The organism is Acidovorax sp. NCPPB 3576 (assembly GCF_028473605.1).
Lineage (GTDB): Bacteria > Pseudomonadota > Gammaproteobacteria > Burkholderiales > Burkholderiaceae_C > Paracidovorax.
The window spans coordinates 4,014,951-4,032,652 of record NZ_CP097267.1; the positions used below are offsets into that span (position 1 = coordinate 4,014,951).

General features: G+C 69.4%; 17 protein-coding genes. 2 read left to right on the plus strand and 15 right to left on the minus strand.

Annotated features, from left to right (window positions below; translation table 11 throughout):
* Positions 1-171 precede the first annotated feature (171 nt).
* On the minus strand, positions 172-1,071 hold the full coding sequence (locus tag M5C98_RS18315) for a LysR substrate-binding domain-containing protein (RefSeq protein ID WP_272548881.1): 900 nt from the start codon (positions 1,069-1,071) through the stop codon (positions 172-174).
* A gap of 110 nt (positions 1,072-1,181) precedes the next feature.
* Between M5C98_RS18315 and M5C98_RS18320 the strand changes: the two genes are divergently transcribed.
* Complete coding sequence (locus M5C98_RS18320; protein WP_272548882.1) at positions 1,182-1,580, plus strand: 4-oxalocrotonate tautomerase; 399 nt, start codon at positions 1,182-1,184, stop codon at positions 1,578-1,580.
* A 41-nt stretch (positions 1,581-1,621) separates the two neighbouring features.
* On the opposite strand, the gene M5C98_RS18325 is transcribed toward M5C98_RS18320, so the two are convergent.
* From M5C98_RS18325 to M5C98_RS18355, 7 genes are all read right to left on the minus strand, one after another.
* Entirely contained in the window at positions 1,622-1,813 is a 192-nt protein-coding gene (locus tag M5C98_RS18325) for a hypothetical protein (RefSeq protein WP_272553332.1), read from the minus strand.
* Between the two features lie 194 nt (positions 1,814-2,007).
* Positions 2,008-2,868: a DUF429 domain-containing protein gene (locus M5C98_RS18330; RefSeq protein ID WP_272548883.1), complete on the minus strand. Its 861-nt coding sequence runs from the start codon at positions 2,866-2,868 to the stop codon at positions 2,008-2,010.
* 3 nt (positions 2,869-2,871) lie between these two features.
* A complete protein-coding gene (locus tag M5C98_RS18335; RefSeq protein WP_272548884.1) occupies positions 2,872-3,753 on the minus strand; it encodes a DMT family transporter in 882 nt (293 codons plus the stop codon).
* Between the two features lie 101 nt (positions 3,754-3,854).
* Positions 3,855-4,277 carry a BLUF domain-containing protein gene (locus M5C98_RS18340; protein ID WP_272548885.1) on the minus strand — a complete coding sequence of 141 codons (423 nt, stop codon included), beginning with the start codon at positions 4,275-4,277 and terminating at the stop codon, positions 3,855-3,857.
* Between the two features lies 1 nt (position 4,278).
* Positions 4,279-5,004 carry a GTP cyclohydrolase I gene (gene folE, locus M5C98_RS18345; protein ID WP_272548886.1) on the minus strand — a complete coding sequence of 242 codons (726 nt, stop codon included), beginning with the start codon at positions 5,002-5,004 and terminating at the stop codon, positions 4,279-4,281.
* A 120-nt stretch (positions 5,005-5,124) separates the two neighbouring features.
* A complete protein-coding gene (gene clsB, locus M5C98_RS18350) occupies positions 5,125-6,345 on the minus strand; it encodes a cardiolipin synthase ClsB (protein WP_272548887.1) in 1,221 nt (406 codons plus the stop codon).
* 21 nt (positions 6,346-6,366) lie between these two features.
* Positions 6,367-7,107, minus strand: coding sequence for an endonuclease/exonuclease/phosphatase family protein (locus M5C98_RS18355; RefSeq protein WP_272548888.1), 741 nt, complete (start codon positions 7,105-7,107; stop codon positions 6,367-6,369).
* A gap of 130 nt (positions 7,108-7,237) precedes the next feature.
* Between M5C98_RS18355 and M5C98_RS18360 the strand changes: the two genes are divergently transcribed.
* Entirely contained in the window at positions 7,238-8,983 is a 1,746-nt protein-coding gene (locus M5C98_RS18360; protein WP_272548889.1) for a response regulator, read from the plus strand.
* Here the strand turns inward: M5C98_RS18360 and nudB are convergent.
* The 7 genes from nudB to M5C98_RS18395 all read right to left on the minus strand — a co-directional run bounded on the left by nudB (position 8,934) and on the right by M5C98_RS18395 (position 17,673).
* Positions 8,934-9,461: a dihydroneopterin triphosphate diphosphatase gene (gene nudB / locus M5C98_RS18365; protein WP_272548890.1), complete on the minus strand. Its 528-nt coding sequence runs from the start codon at positions 9,459-9,461 to the stop codon at positions 8,934-8,936. The two genes, M5C98_RS18360 and nudB, sit on opposite strands and share 50 nt — an antisense overlap.
* 6 nt (positions 9,462-9,467) lie before the next feature.
* Positions 9,468-12,125, minus strand: a complete 2,658-nt coding sequence (locus M5C98_RS18370) for a chemotaxis protein CheW (RefSeq protein ID WP_272548891.1) — start codon at positions 12,123-12,125, stop codon at positions 9,468-9,470.
* A gap of 221 nt (positions 12,126-12,346) precedes the next feature.
* Positions 12,347-13,168, minus strand: a complete 822-nt coding sequence (locus tag M5C98_RS18375) for a CsgG/HfaB family protein (RefSeq protein ID WP_272548892.1) — start codon at positions 13,166-13,168, stop codon at positions 12,347-12,349.
* Positions 13,169-13,267: 99 nt separating this feature from the next.
* A complete protein-coding gene (gene aspS / locus M5C98_RS18380) occupies positions 13,268-15,106 on the minus strand; it encodes an aspartate--tRNA ligase (RefSeq protein ID WP_272548893.1) in 1,839 nt (612 codons plus the stop codon).
* A gap of 77 nt (positions 15,107-15,183) precedes the next feature.
* A complete protein-coding gene (locus M5C98_RS18385; RefSeq protein ID WP_272548894.1) occupies positions 15,184-15,804 on the minus strand; it encodes a DUF502 domain-containing protein in 621 nt (206 codons plus the stop codon).
* Between the two features lie 10 nt (positions 15,805-15,814).
* Positions 15,815-16,159, minus strand: coding sequence for an FmdB family zinc ribbon protein (locus M5C98_RS18390; RefSeq protein ID WP_272548895.1), 345 nt, complete (start codon positions 16,157-16,159; stop codon positions 15,815-15,817).
* 62 nt (positions 16,160-16,221) lie between these two features.
* Complete coding sequence (locus M5C98_RS18395) at positions 16,222-17,673, minus strand: sodium:solute symporter family protein (RefSeq protein WP_272548896.1); 1,452 nt, start codon at positions 17,671-17,673, stop codon at positions 16,222-16,224.
* Positions 17,674-17,702 lie beyond the last annotated feature (29 nt).

Below are 17,702 nucleotides of genomic sequence, written 5' to 3' on the forward strand. Positions count from 1 at the left end.
TCAGCCGGCCCGCTCCGCGTGCCGGCAGGGCCATGCAGGCGGGTGCCGCTGCGCGCCCATGGTCGGTGGCGTGCGTGGCTGCCTTTCATCGATTTGAATGAAAAGTGCCGCCAGAGCAATCAACACTATGGCACATAGCTATTCTTTTAATAGCAATCCATTCCACCGGCTTCACCCAAAGCCTGCCGCCAGCACCTCGCGCGCCTCGCGCACGAAGTCCGACTCCCCCGACCGGGGCGGCAACAGGTAGAAACCCGCCTGCGGCAAAGCCGGCAGGCCGTGGGGCGCCGGCAGCACCCGCACGCCAGGGCACAGCGCCGAGGCATTGAGACAGGCCACGCCCAGGCCCGCCGCCAGCGCCGACTGCAGCCCCGCCACGCCGGACGCCAGCAGCGCGATGCGGTACGGCACCCGGCGGCGCTCCAGCAGCGACACGGTGAACTGGTGCAGCGCGCAGCTGTCGGGCAGCGCGAGCAGGCGCAGCGGCTCGCCCCGCACGCGCGTGGCGCCGGGGGCGGCCATCCAGTGCAGGGCCTCCTGGCGCAGCAGCGACGCCTTCGCCGCGGGGGCCTTGGCGGCAGGCCGTGCACGGGCCGCGCCGGCCGTTGTGCGCGCGGCGGGCAAGGCCATGGTCAGCCCCACGTCGAATTCGCCGCCGGCATAGCCGGCTTCGACCTGCCCGCTTTTCTGCACCGTGACCTGCAGCCGCACCTGCGGGTACTGCGCCTCCACGCGCGCCAGCAGGCCCGCCAGATCGGCCGGGCGGAAGTAATCGGTGACCCCGAGCCGCAGCGTGCCCTGCAGCGCCACGCCGTGCAGATCGCGCCAGGCCGCTTCGCTGAGCGCGAGCAGCTGGCGCGCATGGCCCAGCAGCCGCTCACCCGCCGCGGTGGGCTGCACGCCAGCCTTGGAGCGCAGCAGCAGCGACTGGCCGGCCTGCTCTTCGAGCTTGCGCAATTGCTCGCTGACGGCGGACTGCGACAAAAACACCCGCGGCGCGCCGGCTGTGAGGCTGCCCGCGTCGATCACGGCGGCGAAGGTGCGGAGCTGGTCGAGGGGAAAGGCGTGCATGGTCCAGAAGATCCAATGGCAAAACCGATGGATGGTATCCATGAATCCCGCTTTTCAGGAAGGCGGATGCAGCGAAAAATCACGGCATCCCTTCAACGAGCACCCGCACCATGCCCCACATCGCCATCCACCTGTCCGGCCCCGCCGATGCCGCCCTGGCCCGCCGGGCGACCGCCGCCGTCGCCGAGATCACCCAGAACGTGCTGGGCAAGGCCCTGCCCGTGATCGCCACCACGGTGCAGTTCATCGCGGCCGACCAGTGGTTCATCGGCGGCGTCTCGCTGGCCGATTTGGGCCAGGCCGCCTTCCACCTGGACATCAGCATCACCGACGAGACCAACACCAAGGCCGAGAAGGCGCGCTACCTGCGCGAGATCCATGCCGCGTTCGCCGCGCTGGTGCCGAACCTGCACGAGGTGAGCTACATCCACCTGATCGATGCCCGCGCGGCCGCCTACGGCTACGGCGGACGCAGCCAGGAATGGCGGCACCAGCAGGCCGGCGTGTAGCGAGCGGCCCGGCGCAGGTCCTGTCACGCCCTGCGGCGCTGTCAACGCATCGGGATGACGAACACCCGGCGGCGCGCCTCGCAGCCCGGACCGTCGTAGGGCGTGCTGTCGCGCGCCCAGCCCGGCCCTGGCGACGCCTGGGCGCAGACGCGCTTGCCGTCCACCTTGCTGCGCCAGAAGTACCACGGCGCGGGCGCGGCCCAGGCGGTGCCGGCAAGGCACGCTGCCGCCATCAGCGATGCGGCGCAACGCAGGGCGAACGCGCCGGGCTGGCGGGGACGATGGAGCAGCAAGGGCATGGAATGAGGGGGCGATCGATGGGCGGGTGCCGGGCTGGAACGCTACAGGTGCATTGTGATGGCCTTGCGTGAAGCGCCGTCCCACACGTGCCAAAGGCCCCGCTCAACGGGCCACGCAAGGGGCCGGCTCAAGCCCAGGGCGCCGAGACGATCCACCCCTCCAGCGGGTCCAGCCCCGGCGGCAGGCCGTACAGCGCATCGCCCTGCCGGTGGCGCTGCTCCGCCCAGGCGGCCTGCACCAGGCACAGCACGGCGTCCAGGCGGTCGCCGCTGGCGTCGTCCACCAGCGCATCGCGCTGCGCGTGCGTGAGCTTGAGCCGCAGCCCCAGCCGGGTGGCGCCGTTCTCCAGCGCCGTGACCAGGTCCTTGCGGGCGATGAGGCGGTCGGGCGTCTGCTTGGCGCGGTCGTCGCTCTTGTAGCTGCGCCGGGCCAGGATCTCGCGCGCCAGCAGGCCGGGGTAGGCCTCCAGCGCCACGCGGGCCGGGTCGCCCGCATGCAGGCCGGGCAGGTGCACGCCGGCATCCAGCAGCAGCGGCACGCCCGCGTGCAGCATGTAGGCGACGGGCGGGTTGACCCACTTCATCGAAGGGCTGGAGCCTGCCGGCCCGTCGGCGGCCCGGTGGGCGAACTTGGCCCCCGCCGGGCGCGCATCGCAGAACGCCGCGAAGGTGTCGCGGATCTGCGCGCGGCTCAGGCCCCGATAGTGCTGCATGCTCGCGTGCCAGGTGAGCGGCCAGCCCAGGTGCGCCAGCAGCTCGCGCGGCAGCCCGAACGGCAGGTCGAAGCCGCCCACCCACGTGCGCGGCTCGGCCAGCCAGCGGCCGAAGCCCGCCAAAGTGTCGAAGGTTTCCAGCCCCGACAGCACCACGCGCGAGCCGGCCAGTTGCCCGCTGGCGACCACGATGGGTTTGCGCCGGCTGGGGCTGCTGGAGAAATCGCAGCCGATCAGCATCGGCAGCGGCGGCACAGCGCTGGCAACCGGCTCCATGCCCTACCCCAGCGCCAAGGCGGTGACGCCCGCCGCGATCAGCACCGCGCCGGCGATGCGTGCGGCCCGGTCGCCCTCGCCCAGCAGGTGGCCGCCGATGAGCGCGGCGAACAGCATCGACACCTCGCGCGCCGGCGCCACGTGCGACAGCGGGGCCTCCTGCATGGCGTACAGCACCAGCACATAGGCCACCGGGCTCACCGCCGCCACCAGCAGGGCGAAGCGCCACTGCATGCGCCAGAGCACGCGCGCGGCCGGCAGATCGCGCAGCACCACGGGCGCGAGCACCGCCACCCGCACGAAGTTGCCCATGTAATCCACGAGGATGGGCGACATGCGCAGCACCTTCACCGCGTAGCCGTCCACCACCGTGTAGCTGGCGATGAACGCGCCGGTGAGCACGCCGTAGCGGATGCCCGCATGCACCCGCTGCCGCGCGGCCGGGTCGTGCGCGGCGCGCAGGAGCGCGGGGCCGCCGGCGATGAGGAACACCCCGCCCACCACGCCCGCGATGCCCAGGCCCCCCAGCAGCGATATCTGCTCGCCCAGGAACGTGATCGCGACGAGCGATGACATCAACGGCCCCGAGCCGCGCGCGAGCGGATACACCACCGTGAGGTCGGCCTTCCGGTAGCCGCGCAGCAAGATCACGTAGTACGCCACGTGCAGCAGGCCGCTGGCCACGACGAAGCCCCATTCCCTGGCGCCCCATTCGGGCACGGCATCGCGCCCGAGCCACCAGCCCAGCGGCGCCCACCCCAGCATCATCAGCACCGAGGTGAAGAAGGCAAAGCGCGAATCGCCGCCCGCTTTCTTGGCCGCGATGTTCCAGCACGCATGGATGAGGCCGGCCAGCAGGATGAGCGCGAAGGCGTTGAAGGTCACGGCGCTGAAAAAGGGGAAAGGAAGCCTGAATGCAGAAGGCCGCAGCGCATGGCGCCTGCGGCCTCGGGGGACGGGTGGGTGACAGGGGGGAGGCAGGCCGCCTAGGCGCGGCCGATGATGGACGCCGTGGCCATCAGTTCTTCCAGCAGCGCGAACGACACGCGGCCCGACACCGAATACGGGTCCAGCTCGGGCTTTTCGGAGTATTTGAGCAAGATGGAATGGTTGATGCGGGTCAGGTTGACCTGGCCCATGGTCCAGCCGCCGAAGCGGCGTTCGTGGATCTCCTCGAAGTGCAGCAGTTCCACGTTCTTGTGCCGCGGGTCCTTCTGGATGTGGCCGTAGAGGTCGCTCACCGCGGAGCGGCCGCCCTCGATCGCCTGCAGGAACACGCCCCCGCCGTAGCAGAGCACGCCCGTGATGCCGCAGGTGGGGTTGTGCTGGCGCGACTGGGCGAGGATGGCTTCGATGGCGTCGGGCGAGGGGTCCACGGCGCGGCTGGCGTAAAGCAGTCGGACGAGCATGTCAGTTCCTTCCGGGAATGAGCGAGAGGAATTCGCGGCGCAGGGCCGGGTCCTTGAGGAAGACGCCGCGCATGACGGAGTTGAGCATCTTGCTGTCCATCTCGCGCACGCCGCGCCAGGACATGCAGAAGTGGCTGGCCTCCATCACGATGGCCAGGCCGTCGGGCTGGGTCTTTTCCATGATGAGGTCGGCCAGCTGCACCACGGCCTCTTCCTGGATCTGCGGGCGGCCCATGACCCAGTCCACCAGCCGTGCGTACTTCGACAGGCCGATGACGTTGGTGTGCTCGTTGGGCAGCACGCCGATCCAGATCTTGCCCATCACGGGGCAGAAGTGGTGGCTGCAGGCGCTGCGCACGGTGATCGGGCCGACGATCATCAGCTCGTTCAGGTGCTCGGCGTTGGGAAACTCGGTGATGGGCGGCTGCTGCGCGTAGCGGCCCTTGAAGACCTCGTTGAGGTACATCTTGGCCACGCGCCGCGCGGTGTTCTGGGTGTTGTGGTCGGTGGCCGTGTCGATGACCAGGCTGTCGAGCACGCCCTGCATCTTGGATTCGACCTCGTCGAGCAGCAACTCCAGTTCGCCGGGCTCGATGAACTCGGCGATGTTGTCGTTCGCATTGAAGCGCTTGCGTGCCGCGGCCAGCCGTTCGCGGATTTTGACGGAAACGGGCGTGCCCTCTTCGGGCGGCGCGTCGTTCGATTCGGCGGCGAGTTGTCTGAACATGGGCGGCATCGTACCAGCGAATGCCCGCCCCGGCTTGCCGAGTGTTTTTGGCCCCCAGCGCATATTCCTCTAGGGCGTTAAGCTATTAAAATAATAGCAAACAACCCAAGCCGAGCCGGCTCAGTAGCGGTTGCCGGTCACCCAGAGCGCGGCGCGCATGAGGGCGAATGCGATGCGGTCCAGCGCGCGCTGGCGCCAGGGGCGCTCGGCGTAGGCGCGCGGGTCCATGCGCTGGCCGGCGTGCTCCATGGCGTGCACCAGACGTTCGCGCAGGTCGGCGGCGAAGCCCGCGTCCTCGATCACCACGTTGGCCTCGCGCGCCAGCAGCAGCGACAGCGGATCGAGGTTGGACGAGCCCACGGTGGCCCAGGGGTGGTCGCCCAGCGCATCGACCACCGCCACCTTGGCGTGCAGGAAGCTGGGCGAATACTCGTGGATCTCCACGCCGGCCTTGAGCAGCGCGCCGTACACGGGACGGGCCGCGTGGTACTGCATGAAGTATTCGTAGCGCCCCTGCAGCAGCAGGCGCACGCGCACGCCGCGGCGCGCGGCCAGCACCAGCGCGCGGCGCAGCTTGCCGCCGGGCACGAAGTAGGCGTTGGCGATGATGATCTCGTGCCGCGCGTTGGCGATGGCGCGGCGGTAGGCGCGCTCGATGCGGCTGCGGTTGCGCAGGTTGTCGCGCAGCACCAGCGCGGCCCGCATGCCGGGGCCCGCATCCGCCGCGCGCTCCTGCTCCCGCCGGGCCTGTGCAGCCGCGCGCAGATCGCGCAGGGCATCGGCCAGGCGATGGCGGCGCGCGTCGCGCATGGCCTTGAGCCGCCACCACACGTGCTGCATGGCGTCGTCGGCCTGCGCCACCAGCCGGCCCTCGGCGCGCACCGCGAAATCGAAGCGCGGGGCTTCCAGCACGCCGTGGTTGGGGTCGTGCAGGTCGTCCAGCACGTTGATGCCGCCGCAAAACAGCACGCAGCCGTCCACGACGCACAGCTTGCGGTGCAGCCGGCGCCAGCGGTGCGGCAGCAAGAGGCCCAGCGTGCCGACCGGCGAATACACCTGCATCTGCACGCCCGCGGCCTGGAACCGATCGGGCCACGGGCCGGGCAGCGAGCCGGTGCCCACGCCGTCCACCACCAGGTGCACGCGCACGCCGCGTTCGGCGGCGCGCACCAGCGCCTGGGCAATGCCGGCGCCGGTGCCGGTGCAGTCGAAGATGTAGGTCTCGAACTGGATGTCGGACGTGGCGGCGTCCATGTCGGCCACGAGGGCCGCGAACAGTTCCTCGGACCCCTGCAGCAGGCGGACGCGGTGGTCCGCGCCCAGCGCGGCGGCATGCGACATGGCTTTAGCGCACCCCGCGGCTCACAGGCGGAACTCGGCGATGAGCGGCAGGTGGTCCGACATGCGCCACCAGATGCGCCCGCGCGGCACGTGCAGGCCGAGCGGCGTGAGCCCGCGCACGTACACGTGGTCGAGCTGCACCATGGGCAGGCGCGCCGGGTAGGTGAAGGTGCGGGGCGCCTCCTCGTACTCGTACAGCCCGCAGGCCGCCAGCGCGCGCTTGACCTGCAGGCCCCAGTCGTTGAAATCGCCGGCCACCACCAGCGGCTCGTGCGGCGGCACCTCGCGGGCGATGAAGCGCTGCAGCTGCGCCACCTGGCGCACGCGGCTGCCGGGGATCAGGCCCAGGTGCACCACGATGGCATGCACGCGGCGGCCGTGGATCTCGACCTCGACATGCAGCAGGCCGCGCTGCTCGAAGCGGTGGTCGGAGATGTCCTCGTGCCGGTGCCCGATCACCGGCCAGCGCGACAGCAGCGCATTGCCGTGCTCGCCGTGGCGGGTGACGGCGTTGGTGCGGTACACCGCCTCGTAGCCCTCGGGCGCCAGGAACTCGGCCTGGGGCATGTCGGGCCAGCGCTGGAAGTACTGCTGCTCGCGGCGGTGCATCTTGCGCACCTCCTGCAGGCAGACGATGTCGGCGTCGAGCTGCTCGACGGCATGGCCCAGGTTGTGGATCTCCAGGCGGCGGGCCGGGCCCAGGCCCTGTACCCCTTTGTGGATGTTGTAGGTGGCAACGCGCAGGATGTCGGAGGGGTCCATGGCGCGATTGTGTCGCAGGCGCGCGTCGTTCCGGTGTCAGCCTGCGGGAAGGGGCTTTTTTCCACCCTCGGGCCCGCGCCGCGCGCCCTACACTGTGTTCTTTGCTCACCGGAACGCGCGTCGCACCGCCATGGCCACCGCCAAAGAACCAGATCCTACGGAATCCCAGGCGCTGGTGATCGACAGCAACGCGACGTCGCGCAGCATCCTGGTGGCGCAACTGCGCGAATACGGCATCCACCGCGTGGTGCAGTGCAGCCGGGTGCAGGACGCGCGCAGCCGGCTGGAGCACACCGTGTTCGACTACGTGCTGTGCGAGCAGTATTTCGCCGAGTCCGGGCAGTCCGGCCAGACGCTGCTGGACGACCTGCGGCGCGCCCAGATGCTGCCGTTTTCCACCGTGTTCTTCATGGTCACCGCCGAGGCCTCCTACGCCGCGGTGGCCGAGGCGGCCGAGTCCGCGCTGGACGGCTACCTGCTCAAGCCCTTCACGCCCAGCGCGCTGTTCGAGCGGCTGGGCCTGGCCCGCCTGCGCAAGACGCACCTGCGCCCCATCTTCGACGCCATCGGGCGGGAGGACTTCGAGGCCGCCGCCCAGCTGTGCGTGGAGCGCTTCGAGGCGCGCAAGCCCTACTGGCTGTATGCCGCGCGCATCGGCACCGAGCTGCTGCTGCGCCTGGCGCGGCACGACGAGGCCCGCACCCTGTTCGAGGCGGTGATCGAGGCGCGCGCCCTGCCCTGGGCCAAACTGGGGGTGGCGCGGGCGCAGATCGAATCCGGCCAGGCGCCGCGGGCCATCACCACCTTGCAGGGGCTGATCGGGGAAGACGCCTCGTTCGCCGACGCGTATGACGTGCTGGGGCGCGCGCAGGTCGAGATGGGCCACTTCGAAGATGCCATGGCCACCTACCGCACGGCCAGCAGCCTCACGCCCGACTCGGTGGTGCGGCTGCAAAAGCTCGGCATGATGGCCCACTACATGGGCGACCGCGAGACCGCGGCCAAGGCCCTGTCGCGCGCGGCGGTGCTGGGCATCGACTCCAAGCTGTTCGACTACCAGTCGCTGGTGCTGCTGGCGTTTTCGCATTTCGCGGGCAACGACCGCAAGGGCCTGGAGCGCTGCATGGCCGACTTCGCGCGCATCCTGGAGCGCCACGGCGACAGCCGGCGCGTGCAGCGCTTCAGCGAAATCGTCGCCGTGCTGCAGCAGATACAGCAGCGCCAGTTCGCCCAGGCCGTGGCGGGGGTGCGCTCCATGGCGCGCGAGATCGGCATGGGCGACTTCGACTACGAGGCCGCCTGCAATCTGAGCAGCCTGCTGGCCGTGCTGGCGGCCACCTCCATCGACCTGCACGAAGGCCCCGCGTGGGTCACCGCCATCGGCATGCGCTACGCCAACACGCGCGGGCTGTGCGAGCTGATGGCCAATGCCTGCCAGGTCCACGACGAATATGCGGACATCGTGCGCGGCTGCCTGCCCCAGATCAACAAAACCGCCGAGAACGCGGTGGCGCTGAGCCTGTCGGGCGACCCTGGCGGCGCGGTGGCGCAATTGATCGATTCCGCCGGCACCACGCTCAACACCAAGCTGCTGGACATGGCGCAGCAGATGCTGGCCCGGCATGCGGGCCGCATCGAAGACGCAGCGGCGCGGCAGGAGGCCATCGACGCCCTGCGCGTGCGCTGCGGCACGACCACGCCGCGTGCCGTGCTGGGGCAGGCCACCGAAAGAAAACCAGGCGAGCTGGTGCTGCGCACATCCAGCGCCGCGAGCGCGCCACCGGGCCCCGGGCCATCGGCTGCGCCCACTTCTCCTGCTTCGCCATTCAGCGAACCGGCCGACCTCGCGGCGGTGCTGCGACTTCGGCCGATGTAGCGCCAGGCCAGCTCGCCGGCCCGGCGGGCGGCGTGAACCGCGGTAGCATCAGGCAGGCCTCGGCGTTGGAGGGCGAAAAGCAGGCCAGCGCCGCATCGCGCCACGGCAGCCACCGCCACGCCACATGCTCGCGCGGGCTCAGCACCACCGGCGTTCCCGCCGGCACGCACAGGCCGAACAGCCGCTCGCGGTTGCGCACCACGCCGGGCGCATAGCGGTGCAGCCACTGCGGCCAGATGTCATAGACGTTCTCCAGCGCCCAGTCGGCCAGCACGCAGCCGGGCGCGCGGGCATCGATGCCGGTTTCCTCGCGCACTTCGCGCGCTGCCGCGTCTTCGAACGGCTCCTCGGGCCAGTCCTTGCTGCCGGTGACCGATTGCCAGTGATCGCCACCGCCCGCGCGTTGGATCAGCAGCACATCGAGCGCCGGGGTGTGGATCACCACCAGCACGGACTCCGGGATCTTGAAGCCTTGCAATGGGCGTCACGCCGCCGCGGCGAGCAGCGCCTGCAGATCCTGCCGCGGCGCATCCCCCAGCGCCCCGGCCGCGCACTGCTGCAACCAGTGCGGCGAGATGCGGCAAAGCATGGCCCGTCCGGCCGGCTCGCCCACCGTGGCCACGGGCACCACGGCATCGACCAGCGGCGCCGCACCGGCGGCGGCCCCCACGCCCACCGGCTGCAGCGTGCGGCGGTCCAGTTCGAGGATGGCGCCGAGCGCATCCACGCGCAGCGCAAACTCCTGCATGCGGCCATCATCCAGCGCCGCGCGCACCACCACGATCTGCCGGTTCGGGTCGCCACCGCGCAGCGCCGGCGCGGGCGCCACGCCCTGCGGCCCGGCGATCACGCTGCGCAGGTCCACCACCGGGCACACGCGGTGCCCGATCTGCGCCAGGCCGAGGAACGGCGCGCGCAGGCCGCCCGCGTGCAGCACGGTCACATCGGGCGCGGCCTCGACCACCGAGGCGGCCTCCAGCCCGAACCACTGCGCGCCCATGCGGAACGAGGCCAGTTGCAGGCCCTGCGCCGCATCGGCGCGCGCACCGGGCACCGTGGCCAGGGCAGGCGCCAGCGCCGCAGCGGCATGGTGCTCGCACACATGGCGCAGCACGGTGCAGCCCAGGCCGTGGTCGTAGCCGTCCTGCGCGCGGAACTCGCGGTAGCCCTGGCCGCGCGCGAATCCCGTGGCGTACAGGTCGCGGCCGAGCACCGCCATGCGCGGCTCGGTGCGGCCGGCGGCCCATGCGGGCAGCGCCGCATGGGCCGCCTGGGCCGCATCGGCTGCGTTGTCCGTGGCGCAGACCACCGCGCGCTGCGCATCGACGAACGCCAGCACATCGCGCCCGCCAGCGCCCACCGCGCAGTCGGCGAGGATGGACGACAGCTGCTCGGCCGCATCCCAGACGATGGCGATGCCGCCCAGCAGCGGAGCCGGGGCGCTGCGGCCGTTGCCTTCACCGCTGCGTTCGCCCCGCTCGCCGCGCACCGCAGCGGCATAGACGAAGGTCGGGCCCTGGCCGTAGAACCGGCTCGGCCCGTAGCGGCTCACCGCATAGCCCTGGCTGCCCTGCAGGCGCAGGCAGCGCCCCACCCATTCCTCATCCAGTTGCACGCCCACCTGCTGCGCCTGGCCGGGCTGCGAGACGGCCACCACGCGGCCCTCGCGGTCGAACAGCACCAGGCAGGCGTACACGGTGTACAGGCGGTTGATCTCCTGCAGCACGGCAGTGGCTTTTTCGCAGCCCGGCGTGCCGGCCTCCAGCGTGCGCGCGAACTGCGGCGTCAGCGCCCACCAGCGGCAATCGTTGGCCCGCTCGTACAGGTTGCGGTCCAGGATCTGCATGGCCAGCGACGCACGGCCCTGGGCGTCGCTCAGCAGCGAACGCATGACCACGCCATACAAGTCCTGCAGGGCGCTCGCGAAGGCCAGGGCCGTCTTGCGGGCGGTGGCGCCGATCTCGGACAGCAAGGTCTTGGCGAACTGCAGCTCGCGCGGCGCGGCCGCATCGCCGCCGAGCTGGTGCAGGTCCAGCAGGCCGTTCCACACCGAGCGTTCGAGCGCCGACTGGATGGTGGCCGAGCGCCCCGGAATGTCTCGCAGCTCTTGCGACAGCACATCGGCGTGGCCTGCCAATTCGACGGGAAAGGCGTCTGCATCGCCCTGCTCGGCCTCGTCGAAGGCCACCTCCAGCGGCAGCAGCGCCACGCCGCGCCAGCCCGGCCCGGCATAGCCCTGGAACCCTTGCGTGTCCCGCACGGCCATCAGGTAACGCCGGCTCGCGTGGTGGATCGGCTGCACGCCCGCCGCCGCAGCCTGCGGCAGCCGCCAGCCGGCCGGCAGCTGCAGCGGGTCGCTGGACACCAGCACGCGGCCCTCGGCGTCCGTGAGCGCCAGCACCGCGTCGCCACCCTGCACCGAATCGAAGATGGCCGGCATTTCATCGGCCAGCTTGAACTGCAGGCACAGCACGCCCACGGCGTGGCCCTGGACCTCCACGCGGCGGGCATACATCAGGGTTTTGGCCTCCTGGCCACTGAAGCCGTGCACCGCGTAATGCTCGGCGTAGGCCGCATGGCTTTGCAGCACCGATTGCAGAAAGGCGCTGTCGGCCTGCCGGTGCCCGTGCGACGCGAGCGGCTCCACCGCATGCAGTTGGGCGCAGGGCCGGCCGGCGGTGTCGAACAGGAAGATGTTGCCGTACACCGTGTACTTGTCGGCGTACTCGCGCAGGCGCGGCTCGATGCCGGGGCGGGTGTCGGGATCGGGGTGGCCCAGAAATTCGGCCACGCCCACGTCGGTGGCGAAAAAGCCGATGTCGGCCGTGCGCTCGAAGAGGTTGCGCACCAGCACGTCGATGCACACCTGGGCGCGCGACACCAGATCATCGAGCCGGTTCTTGAGGGCCTCGCCGGCCAGGCCGCGCATCAGGTCGGCCGACAGGGCCGCAAAGTCCCGGCGGGCTTGCGCCAGATCGTGCCCCGAAGACGCCTTGGAGGACAGCAACGACAGGGATGACAGCAGGGACAGGTGGTCCCACGCGTTCTCGACCAGTCTCAACTCCTGGCGCTGATGCTGCGCCGCCGGCATATAGCGCAACCATTGCTCGGGGTTGGCCAGAAAGGGAGACGCGTGAGACACAGGGAATCCTTTTGCCTGGGCGATGGCCCAGATTGTGATGCATGTACGGCTGAGCCCGCATGCCGCATGCATGGGGGTTTGCCCTCTGCGGCCACAGGCAGGCCTGCGCGACAGGGCCGGAGATATCAGCACGATGCGTGCCACATGCCGGCAGCCCGGTCCTTGCCGTTGCATCACTCACCCCGGCGCCACGCCTGCGGTGGCGCGCCGCCCCGGGTGACTCAGCTTCCCGAAGGTTTGCGTGCCGTGGCCACGGGTGGCGGCATGTCCTTGGCCTGCAGCGCGCGCACCTGCGTGACGAGCTGGTTGTGCGCATCAAGGAAGGCTGCGGCGATCACCTTGCCTTCGTTGGTATTGCTCCACCCTGCGCCGGCCGCGCCGCCGAGCTTGCCGAACACCAGGCCGCCCACGCCCAGGTCGGTGGAGCGTGCCGCGCCCGTGGAGGCCGCCACCTGCTCGGTGGTTTCGTTGTCGGACAGCAGCAACGCGGTCTGCGCCTCCTTGAACTTGACTTGCTCGACCAGGCCGGCCAGGCCCGCGATGTCGCGCAGCACCGGAATCATGGCGATGACGCCGGACAGCCCCCGGCCCGCGTCCTGTTCGCTGAACGTCAGGCTGGGTGTGAGCGTGTACTGCGCCTCGTAGCCCCGGCCTTTTTGCACGGTGGAATTCTTGCGCAGCACGCCTGCGTCCTTCAACTCCTGCTCCTGCACGGTGCCGCGCAGGCCGGCCGCGCGGTCCACCACGCGAAAGCAGCCGCTTTGCTGTGCCAGCAGCTTGACCAGCGGCACGGGCGAGGCCGGCAACTGGTAGCCCGAACCCATGATGTAGCCGTTCGGGTTCTCAGCCAGCGCCAGCGTGGCCACGGGCGCATCGCAGCGCACCAGTTCGCGCGCGGCGTTGCGCGCCCCTTCCGGGCCGGCCGAGCCGGTCACGACCGACCCGCCCTGCCCCAGCTCGGTCTTCTTCTCGCCACAGCCGGCCAGCGCGGCCACCAGCGCCAGCGGAACCACGGCCAGCCAAATCACTTTGCGGTTTTGCATCCACGCGTCCTTGCATGAAAAAAGCGGCAGGAACATGGTGCTCCTGCCGCTTCGGGGGTCTATCGCTTCAACGGTCCCGAGGGAGCGGCGTGGCGCGGATCAGGCCGCCTTGGCCGCGTCGGGGTTGCGCAGGCGTATGTGCAGCTCGCGCAGCTGCTTTTCGTCCACGGGGCTCGGGGCCTGCGTCAGCAGGCACTGCGCGCGCTGGGTCTTGGGGAAGGCGATCACGTCGCGGATCGACTCGGCACCCGTCATCAGCGTGACGATGCGGTCCAGGCCGAAGGCCAGGCCGCCGTGCGGTGGCGCGCCGTATTGGAGGGCGTCCAGCAGGAAACCGAACTTCTGCTGCGCTTCCTCGGGCGTGATCTTGAGGGCGTCGAACACCTTCTGCTGCACGTCGGCGCGGTGGATACGGACGGAGCCGCCGCCCATTTCCCAGCCGTTGAGCACCATGTCGTAGCCCTTGGAGATGCACTTTTCGGGCGCAGTGACCATCCAGTCCTCATGGCCGTCCTTCGGCGCCGTGAAGGGGTGGTGCACGGCGGTGTAGCGCTGGGAGTCTTCGTCGAACTCGAACATCGGGAAGTCCACCACCCACAGCGGCGCCCAGCGGTCCTCGAACAGGCCGTTCTTCTTGCCAAACTCGCTGTGGCCGATCTTGATGCGCAGCGCGCCGATGGCGTCGTTGACGACCTTCTCCTTGTCGGCACCGAAGAACAGCAGGTCGCCGTCCTGCGCGCCGGTGCGCTTCAAGATCTCGGCGATGGCCGCGTCATGGATGTTCTTGACGATGGGCGACTGCAGGCCCGGCCACCGCGAGGGCCCTTGCAGGTCCGGCCCCTTGGCCAGCTCGTTGACCTTGATGTAGGCCAGGCCCTTGGCGCCGTAGATCTTCACGAACTCGGTGTAGCCGTCGATCTCGCCGCGCGAGAGGCCGCCGGTTTCGCGCGCGCCGCCGGGCACGCGCAGGGCCACCACGCGGCCGCCCTTCATGTTGGCGGCGCCCGAGAACACCTTGAAGTCCACGTCCTTCATGACCTCGGTCAGCTCGGTGAATTCGAGCTTCACGCGCAGGTCGGGCTTGTCGGAGCCGAAGCGGTAGGCGGCGTCCTGGTACGTCATGACCGGGAACTCGCCCAGGTCCACGCCCAGCGTGTTCTGGAACACCGTCTTGATCATGCCCTGGAACATGTCGCGGATGTCCTGCTCTTCCATGAACGACGTTTCGATATCGATCTGGGTGAACTCGGGCTGGCGGTCGGCGCGCAGGTCTTCGTCGCGAAAGCACTTGGTGATCTGGTAGTAGCGGTCGAAGCCGGCCACCATCAGCAGTTGCTTGAACAGCTGGGGCGACTGCGGCAGCGCGAAGAACTGGCCGTCGTGCACGCGGCTGGGCACCAGGTAGTCGCGCGCGCCTTCGGGCGTGCTCTTGGTGAGCATGGGGGTTTCGATATCGACGAAGCCGTTGGCGTCGAGGAACTTGCGCACTTCCATCGACACGCGGTAGCGCAGCATCAGGTTGTTCTGCATGTACGGGCGGCGCAGGTCCAGCACGCGGTGCGTGAGGCGCGTGGTTTCCGACAGGTTCTCTTCGTCGATCTGGAAGGGGGGCGTGACGGAGGGGTTGAGCACGTTGAGCTCATGGCACAGCACCTCGATCTTGCCGCTCTTGAGGCCTTCGTTGGTCGTGCCCTCGGGGCGGGCGCGCACCAGGCCCTTGACCTGCACGCAGAACTCGTTGCGCACGCCTTCGGCCGTCTTGAACATCTCGGCGCGGTCGGGATCGCACACCACCTGCACGTAGCCTTCGCGGTCGCGCAGGTCGATGAAGATCACGCCGCCATGGTCGCGGCGGCGGTTCACCCAGCCCGCGAGGGTGACGGTTTGGCCCAGGAGGGCTTCGGTGACGAGACCGCAGTAGTGGGAACGCATGGCCATTGGAGAGTCTTCCTGCGCCCTCGTGGAGCGCGACAAGGTTTCCGCACGCCCGCGGCACGCGGGCATGCGACGAGGTGTTATCGGGAATCGGGCGGCGTGAGGTCCGGGGGTGCGACCACCCCCATGGAGACGATGTACTTGAGGGCTGCATCGACGCTCATTTCGAGTTCGATGCAGTCGCTCTTGCGCAAGATCACGAAGTAGCCGCCCGTCGGGTTGGGGGTGGTGGGCACATAGACGCTCACGTATTCATCGCGCAGGTAGGCCGCCACCTCGCCGCTCGGCGTGCCGGTGATGAACGCCACCGTCCACACGCCTTCTCGCGGCCATTGCACCAGCACGGCGGTGCGAAAGGCGTTGCCGCCTTCGGAAAAGAGCGTGTCCGACACCTGCTTGACGCTGGAGTAGATCGACCGCACCACCGGGATGCGGCTCACCAGGGCATCGCCCCATTCCACCAGCTTGCGCCCGGCGAAATTGCTGGTGAGCGCGCCCACGGCCAGCAGGATGCCCAGCGTGAGCAGCACCCCGAAGCCGGGAATGTGAAAGCCCAGCAGCTTGTCGGGCTGCCAGGCGCCCGGCAGGATCTGCAGGGTCTGGTCGAGCGTGCTCACGATCCAGTTCAGCACCCAGGCCGTGATGACGCCGGGAACAATGACCAGGAGGCCCGTGAACAGCCATTTGCGCAAAGCGGACATCAGGGGCCGTTCAGTTCTTCTTGGTCTCGGAGCTGCTGGCGGCCGGCGCGGGGGCTGGCGCGGGAGCCGCCGCTTCCTTCTTGGGGGCACTGTCGCCACCGGAGGATGCGGCAGCGGGCGCTGCGCCATCGGAGGCCGCCGCTTCGGGCTTGGCGCTGGCGGCGCCGGTATTGCCGCCGCGGAAATCGGTCACGTACCAGCCGGAGCCCTTGAGCTGGAAACCGGCTGCGGTCACCTGCTTGGAGAAGGCCTCGGCCCCGCAGGCCGGGCACACCGTGAGCGGCGCGTCGGACATTTTTTGCAGCACATCCTTGGCGTGGCCGCAGGAACCGCATTTATAGGCATAGATAGGCATCTTGAGCGTGTGCGATGGAAAGTGCAAAACCTTCAATTATAGGCACCGCACCCAAGCCCCCTTTACGCCTGCTCCGCCCCCACGACCGGGTGGTGCGAAGCGCGCACGTTGCGCAGCGCCTGTGGCGCCAGCGAACCGATCAGCATGCCCGCCGTGGCGGCCAGCACGCCGGCCAATTGCGCCGGAAACACGGCGCCAGCCGGCGTCGCCAGGAACAGCAGCCAGGAGGACAGGCCGGCGGCGATGGCCAGGATGGCGCCCTGGGTCGTCGCGCGCTTCCAGTACAGGCCGAAGACCAGCGGCACGAAGGCACCCACCAGCGGCACCTGGTAGGCGCCCGACACCAGTTCGTAGATCGACGTGCCCTGCATGTGGATCGAATAGGCCAGCACCAGGGCGCTGAACACCAGCGTGCTGATGCGCATGGTGCGCAGGCGGTCGCGGTCGGTGCCGTTCGGGCGGAACTGGCGCCAGATGTTTTCGGTGAACGTGACACTGGGCGCCAGCAGCGTGGCAGAAGCCGTGGACTTGAGGGCCGACAGCAACGCACCAAAGAAGAACACCTGCATGATGAACGGCATCTTCTGCAGCACCAGGGTGGGGAGCACCTTCTGCGGATCGTCCTTGAGCAGGGCAGCCGTTTCGGTGGGCATGATGATCAGCGCGCTGGCCACCAGGAACATGGGCACGAAGGCGAACAGGATGTAGCAGATGCCGCCGATCACCGGGCCGCGCGTGGCCGCCTGGATGTTGTTGGCCGACATGACGCGCTGAAACACGTCCTGCTGCGGAATGGAGCCGAACATCATGGTGATGCCCGCCGCGATGAAGAACAGAATGTCGTGCAGCTTGGGCTCGGGCAGGAAGCGGAACAGGTCGCGGCTGCTGGCCAGCTCGATCACCTTGTCTGCCCCGCCTGCCATGTTGCCGGCGAAGACCGCGATGATCGTGAGCCCCACCACCAGGATGATCATCTGGATGAAGTCCGTCACCGCCACCGACCACATGCCGCCGAACAGCGTGTAGGCCAGGATGGAGACCACGCCGATGGTCATGCCCACCGGAATGCTGATGGCATCGCCGGACAGCAGGTTGAACACCAGGCCCAGCGCTGTCACCTGCGCCGACACCCAGCCCAGGTAGCTCAGCATGATGATGAGCGAGCACACGATCTCGACCGCGCGGCCATACCGCTCGCGGTAGTAGTCGCTGATGGTCAGCAGCGTCATGCGGTACAGCCGTGCGGCGAAGAACAGCCCCACGAGGATCAGGCAGAAGCCCGCGCCGAACGGGTCTTCCACCACGTTGCCCAGCCCGCCCTCGATGAACTTGGCCGGAATGCCCAGCACCGTCTCGGAGCCGAACCACGTGGCGAACGTGGTCGTCACGATCATGTACAGCGGCAGGTGCCGCCCGGCGATGGCGAAATCCGCCGAGTTCTTCACCCGCCGCGCTGCCAGCAGGCCGATGGCGATGGTGATCAGCAGATAGACAATGACCAGGGTCAACAGCACGGCATGCTCCTCGTATGTCGCGTAGGGAG

Excerpts from the sequence above, each read along its gene's own strand:
- M5C98_RS18315 (WP_272548881.1), bottom strand. The coding sequence starts at position 1,071 with ATGCACGCCTTTCCCCTCGACCAGCTCCGCACCTTCGCCGCCGTGATC.
- M5C98_RS18320 (WP_272548882.1), top strand. The coding sequence starts at position 1,182 with ATGCCCCACATCGCCATCCACCTGTCCGGCCCCGCCGATGCCGCCCTG.
- M5C98_RS18325 (WP_272553332.1), bottom strand. The coding sequence starts at position 1,813 with ATGGCGGCAGCGTGCCTTGCCGGCACCGCCTGGGCCGCGCCCGCGCCG.
- M5C98_RS18330 (WP_272548883.1), bottom strand. The coding sequence starts at position 2,868 with ATGGAGCCGGTTGCCAGCGCTGTGCCGCCGCTGCCGATGCTGATCGGC.
- M5C98_RS18340 (WP_272548885.1), bottom strand. The coding sequence starts at position 4,277 with ATGCTCGTCCGACTGCTTTACGCCAGCCGCGCCGTGGACCCCTCGCCC.
- folE (WP_272548886.1), bottom strand. The coding sequence starts at position 5,004 with ATGTTCAGACAACTCGCCGCCGAATCGAACGACGCGCCGCCCGAAGAG.
- clsB (WP_272548887.1), bottom strand. The coding sequence starts at position 6,345 with ATGTCGCATGCCGCCGCGCTGGGCGCGGACCACCGCGTCCGCCTGCTG.
- M5C98_RS18355 (WP_272548888.1), bottom strand. The coding sequence starts at position 7,107 with ATGGACCCCTCCGACATCCTGCGCGTTGCCACCTACAACATCCACAAA.
- M5C98_RS18360 (WP_272548889.1), top strand. The coding sequence starts at position 7,238 with ATGGCCACCGCCAAAGAACCAGATCCTACGGAATCCCAGGCGCTGGTG.
- M5C98_RS18375 (WP_272548892.1), bottom strand. The coding sequence starts at position 13,168 with ATGCAAAACCGCAAAGTGATTTGGCTGGCCGTGGTTCCGCTGGCGCTG.
- aspS (WP_272548893.1), bottom strand. The coding sequence starts at position 15,106 with ATGGCCATGCGTTCCCACTACTGCGGTCTCGTCACCGAAGCCCTCCTG.
- M5C98_RS18385 (WP_272548894.1), bottom strand. The coding sequence starts at position 15,804 with ATGTCCGCTTTGCGCAAATGGCTGTTCACGGGCCTCCTGGTCATTGTT.
- M5C98_RS18390 (WP_272548895.1), bottom strand. The coding sequence starts at position 16,159 with ATGCCTATCTATGCCTATAAATGCGGTTCCTGCGGCCACGCCAAGGAT.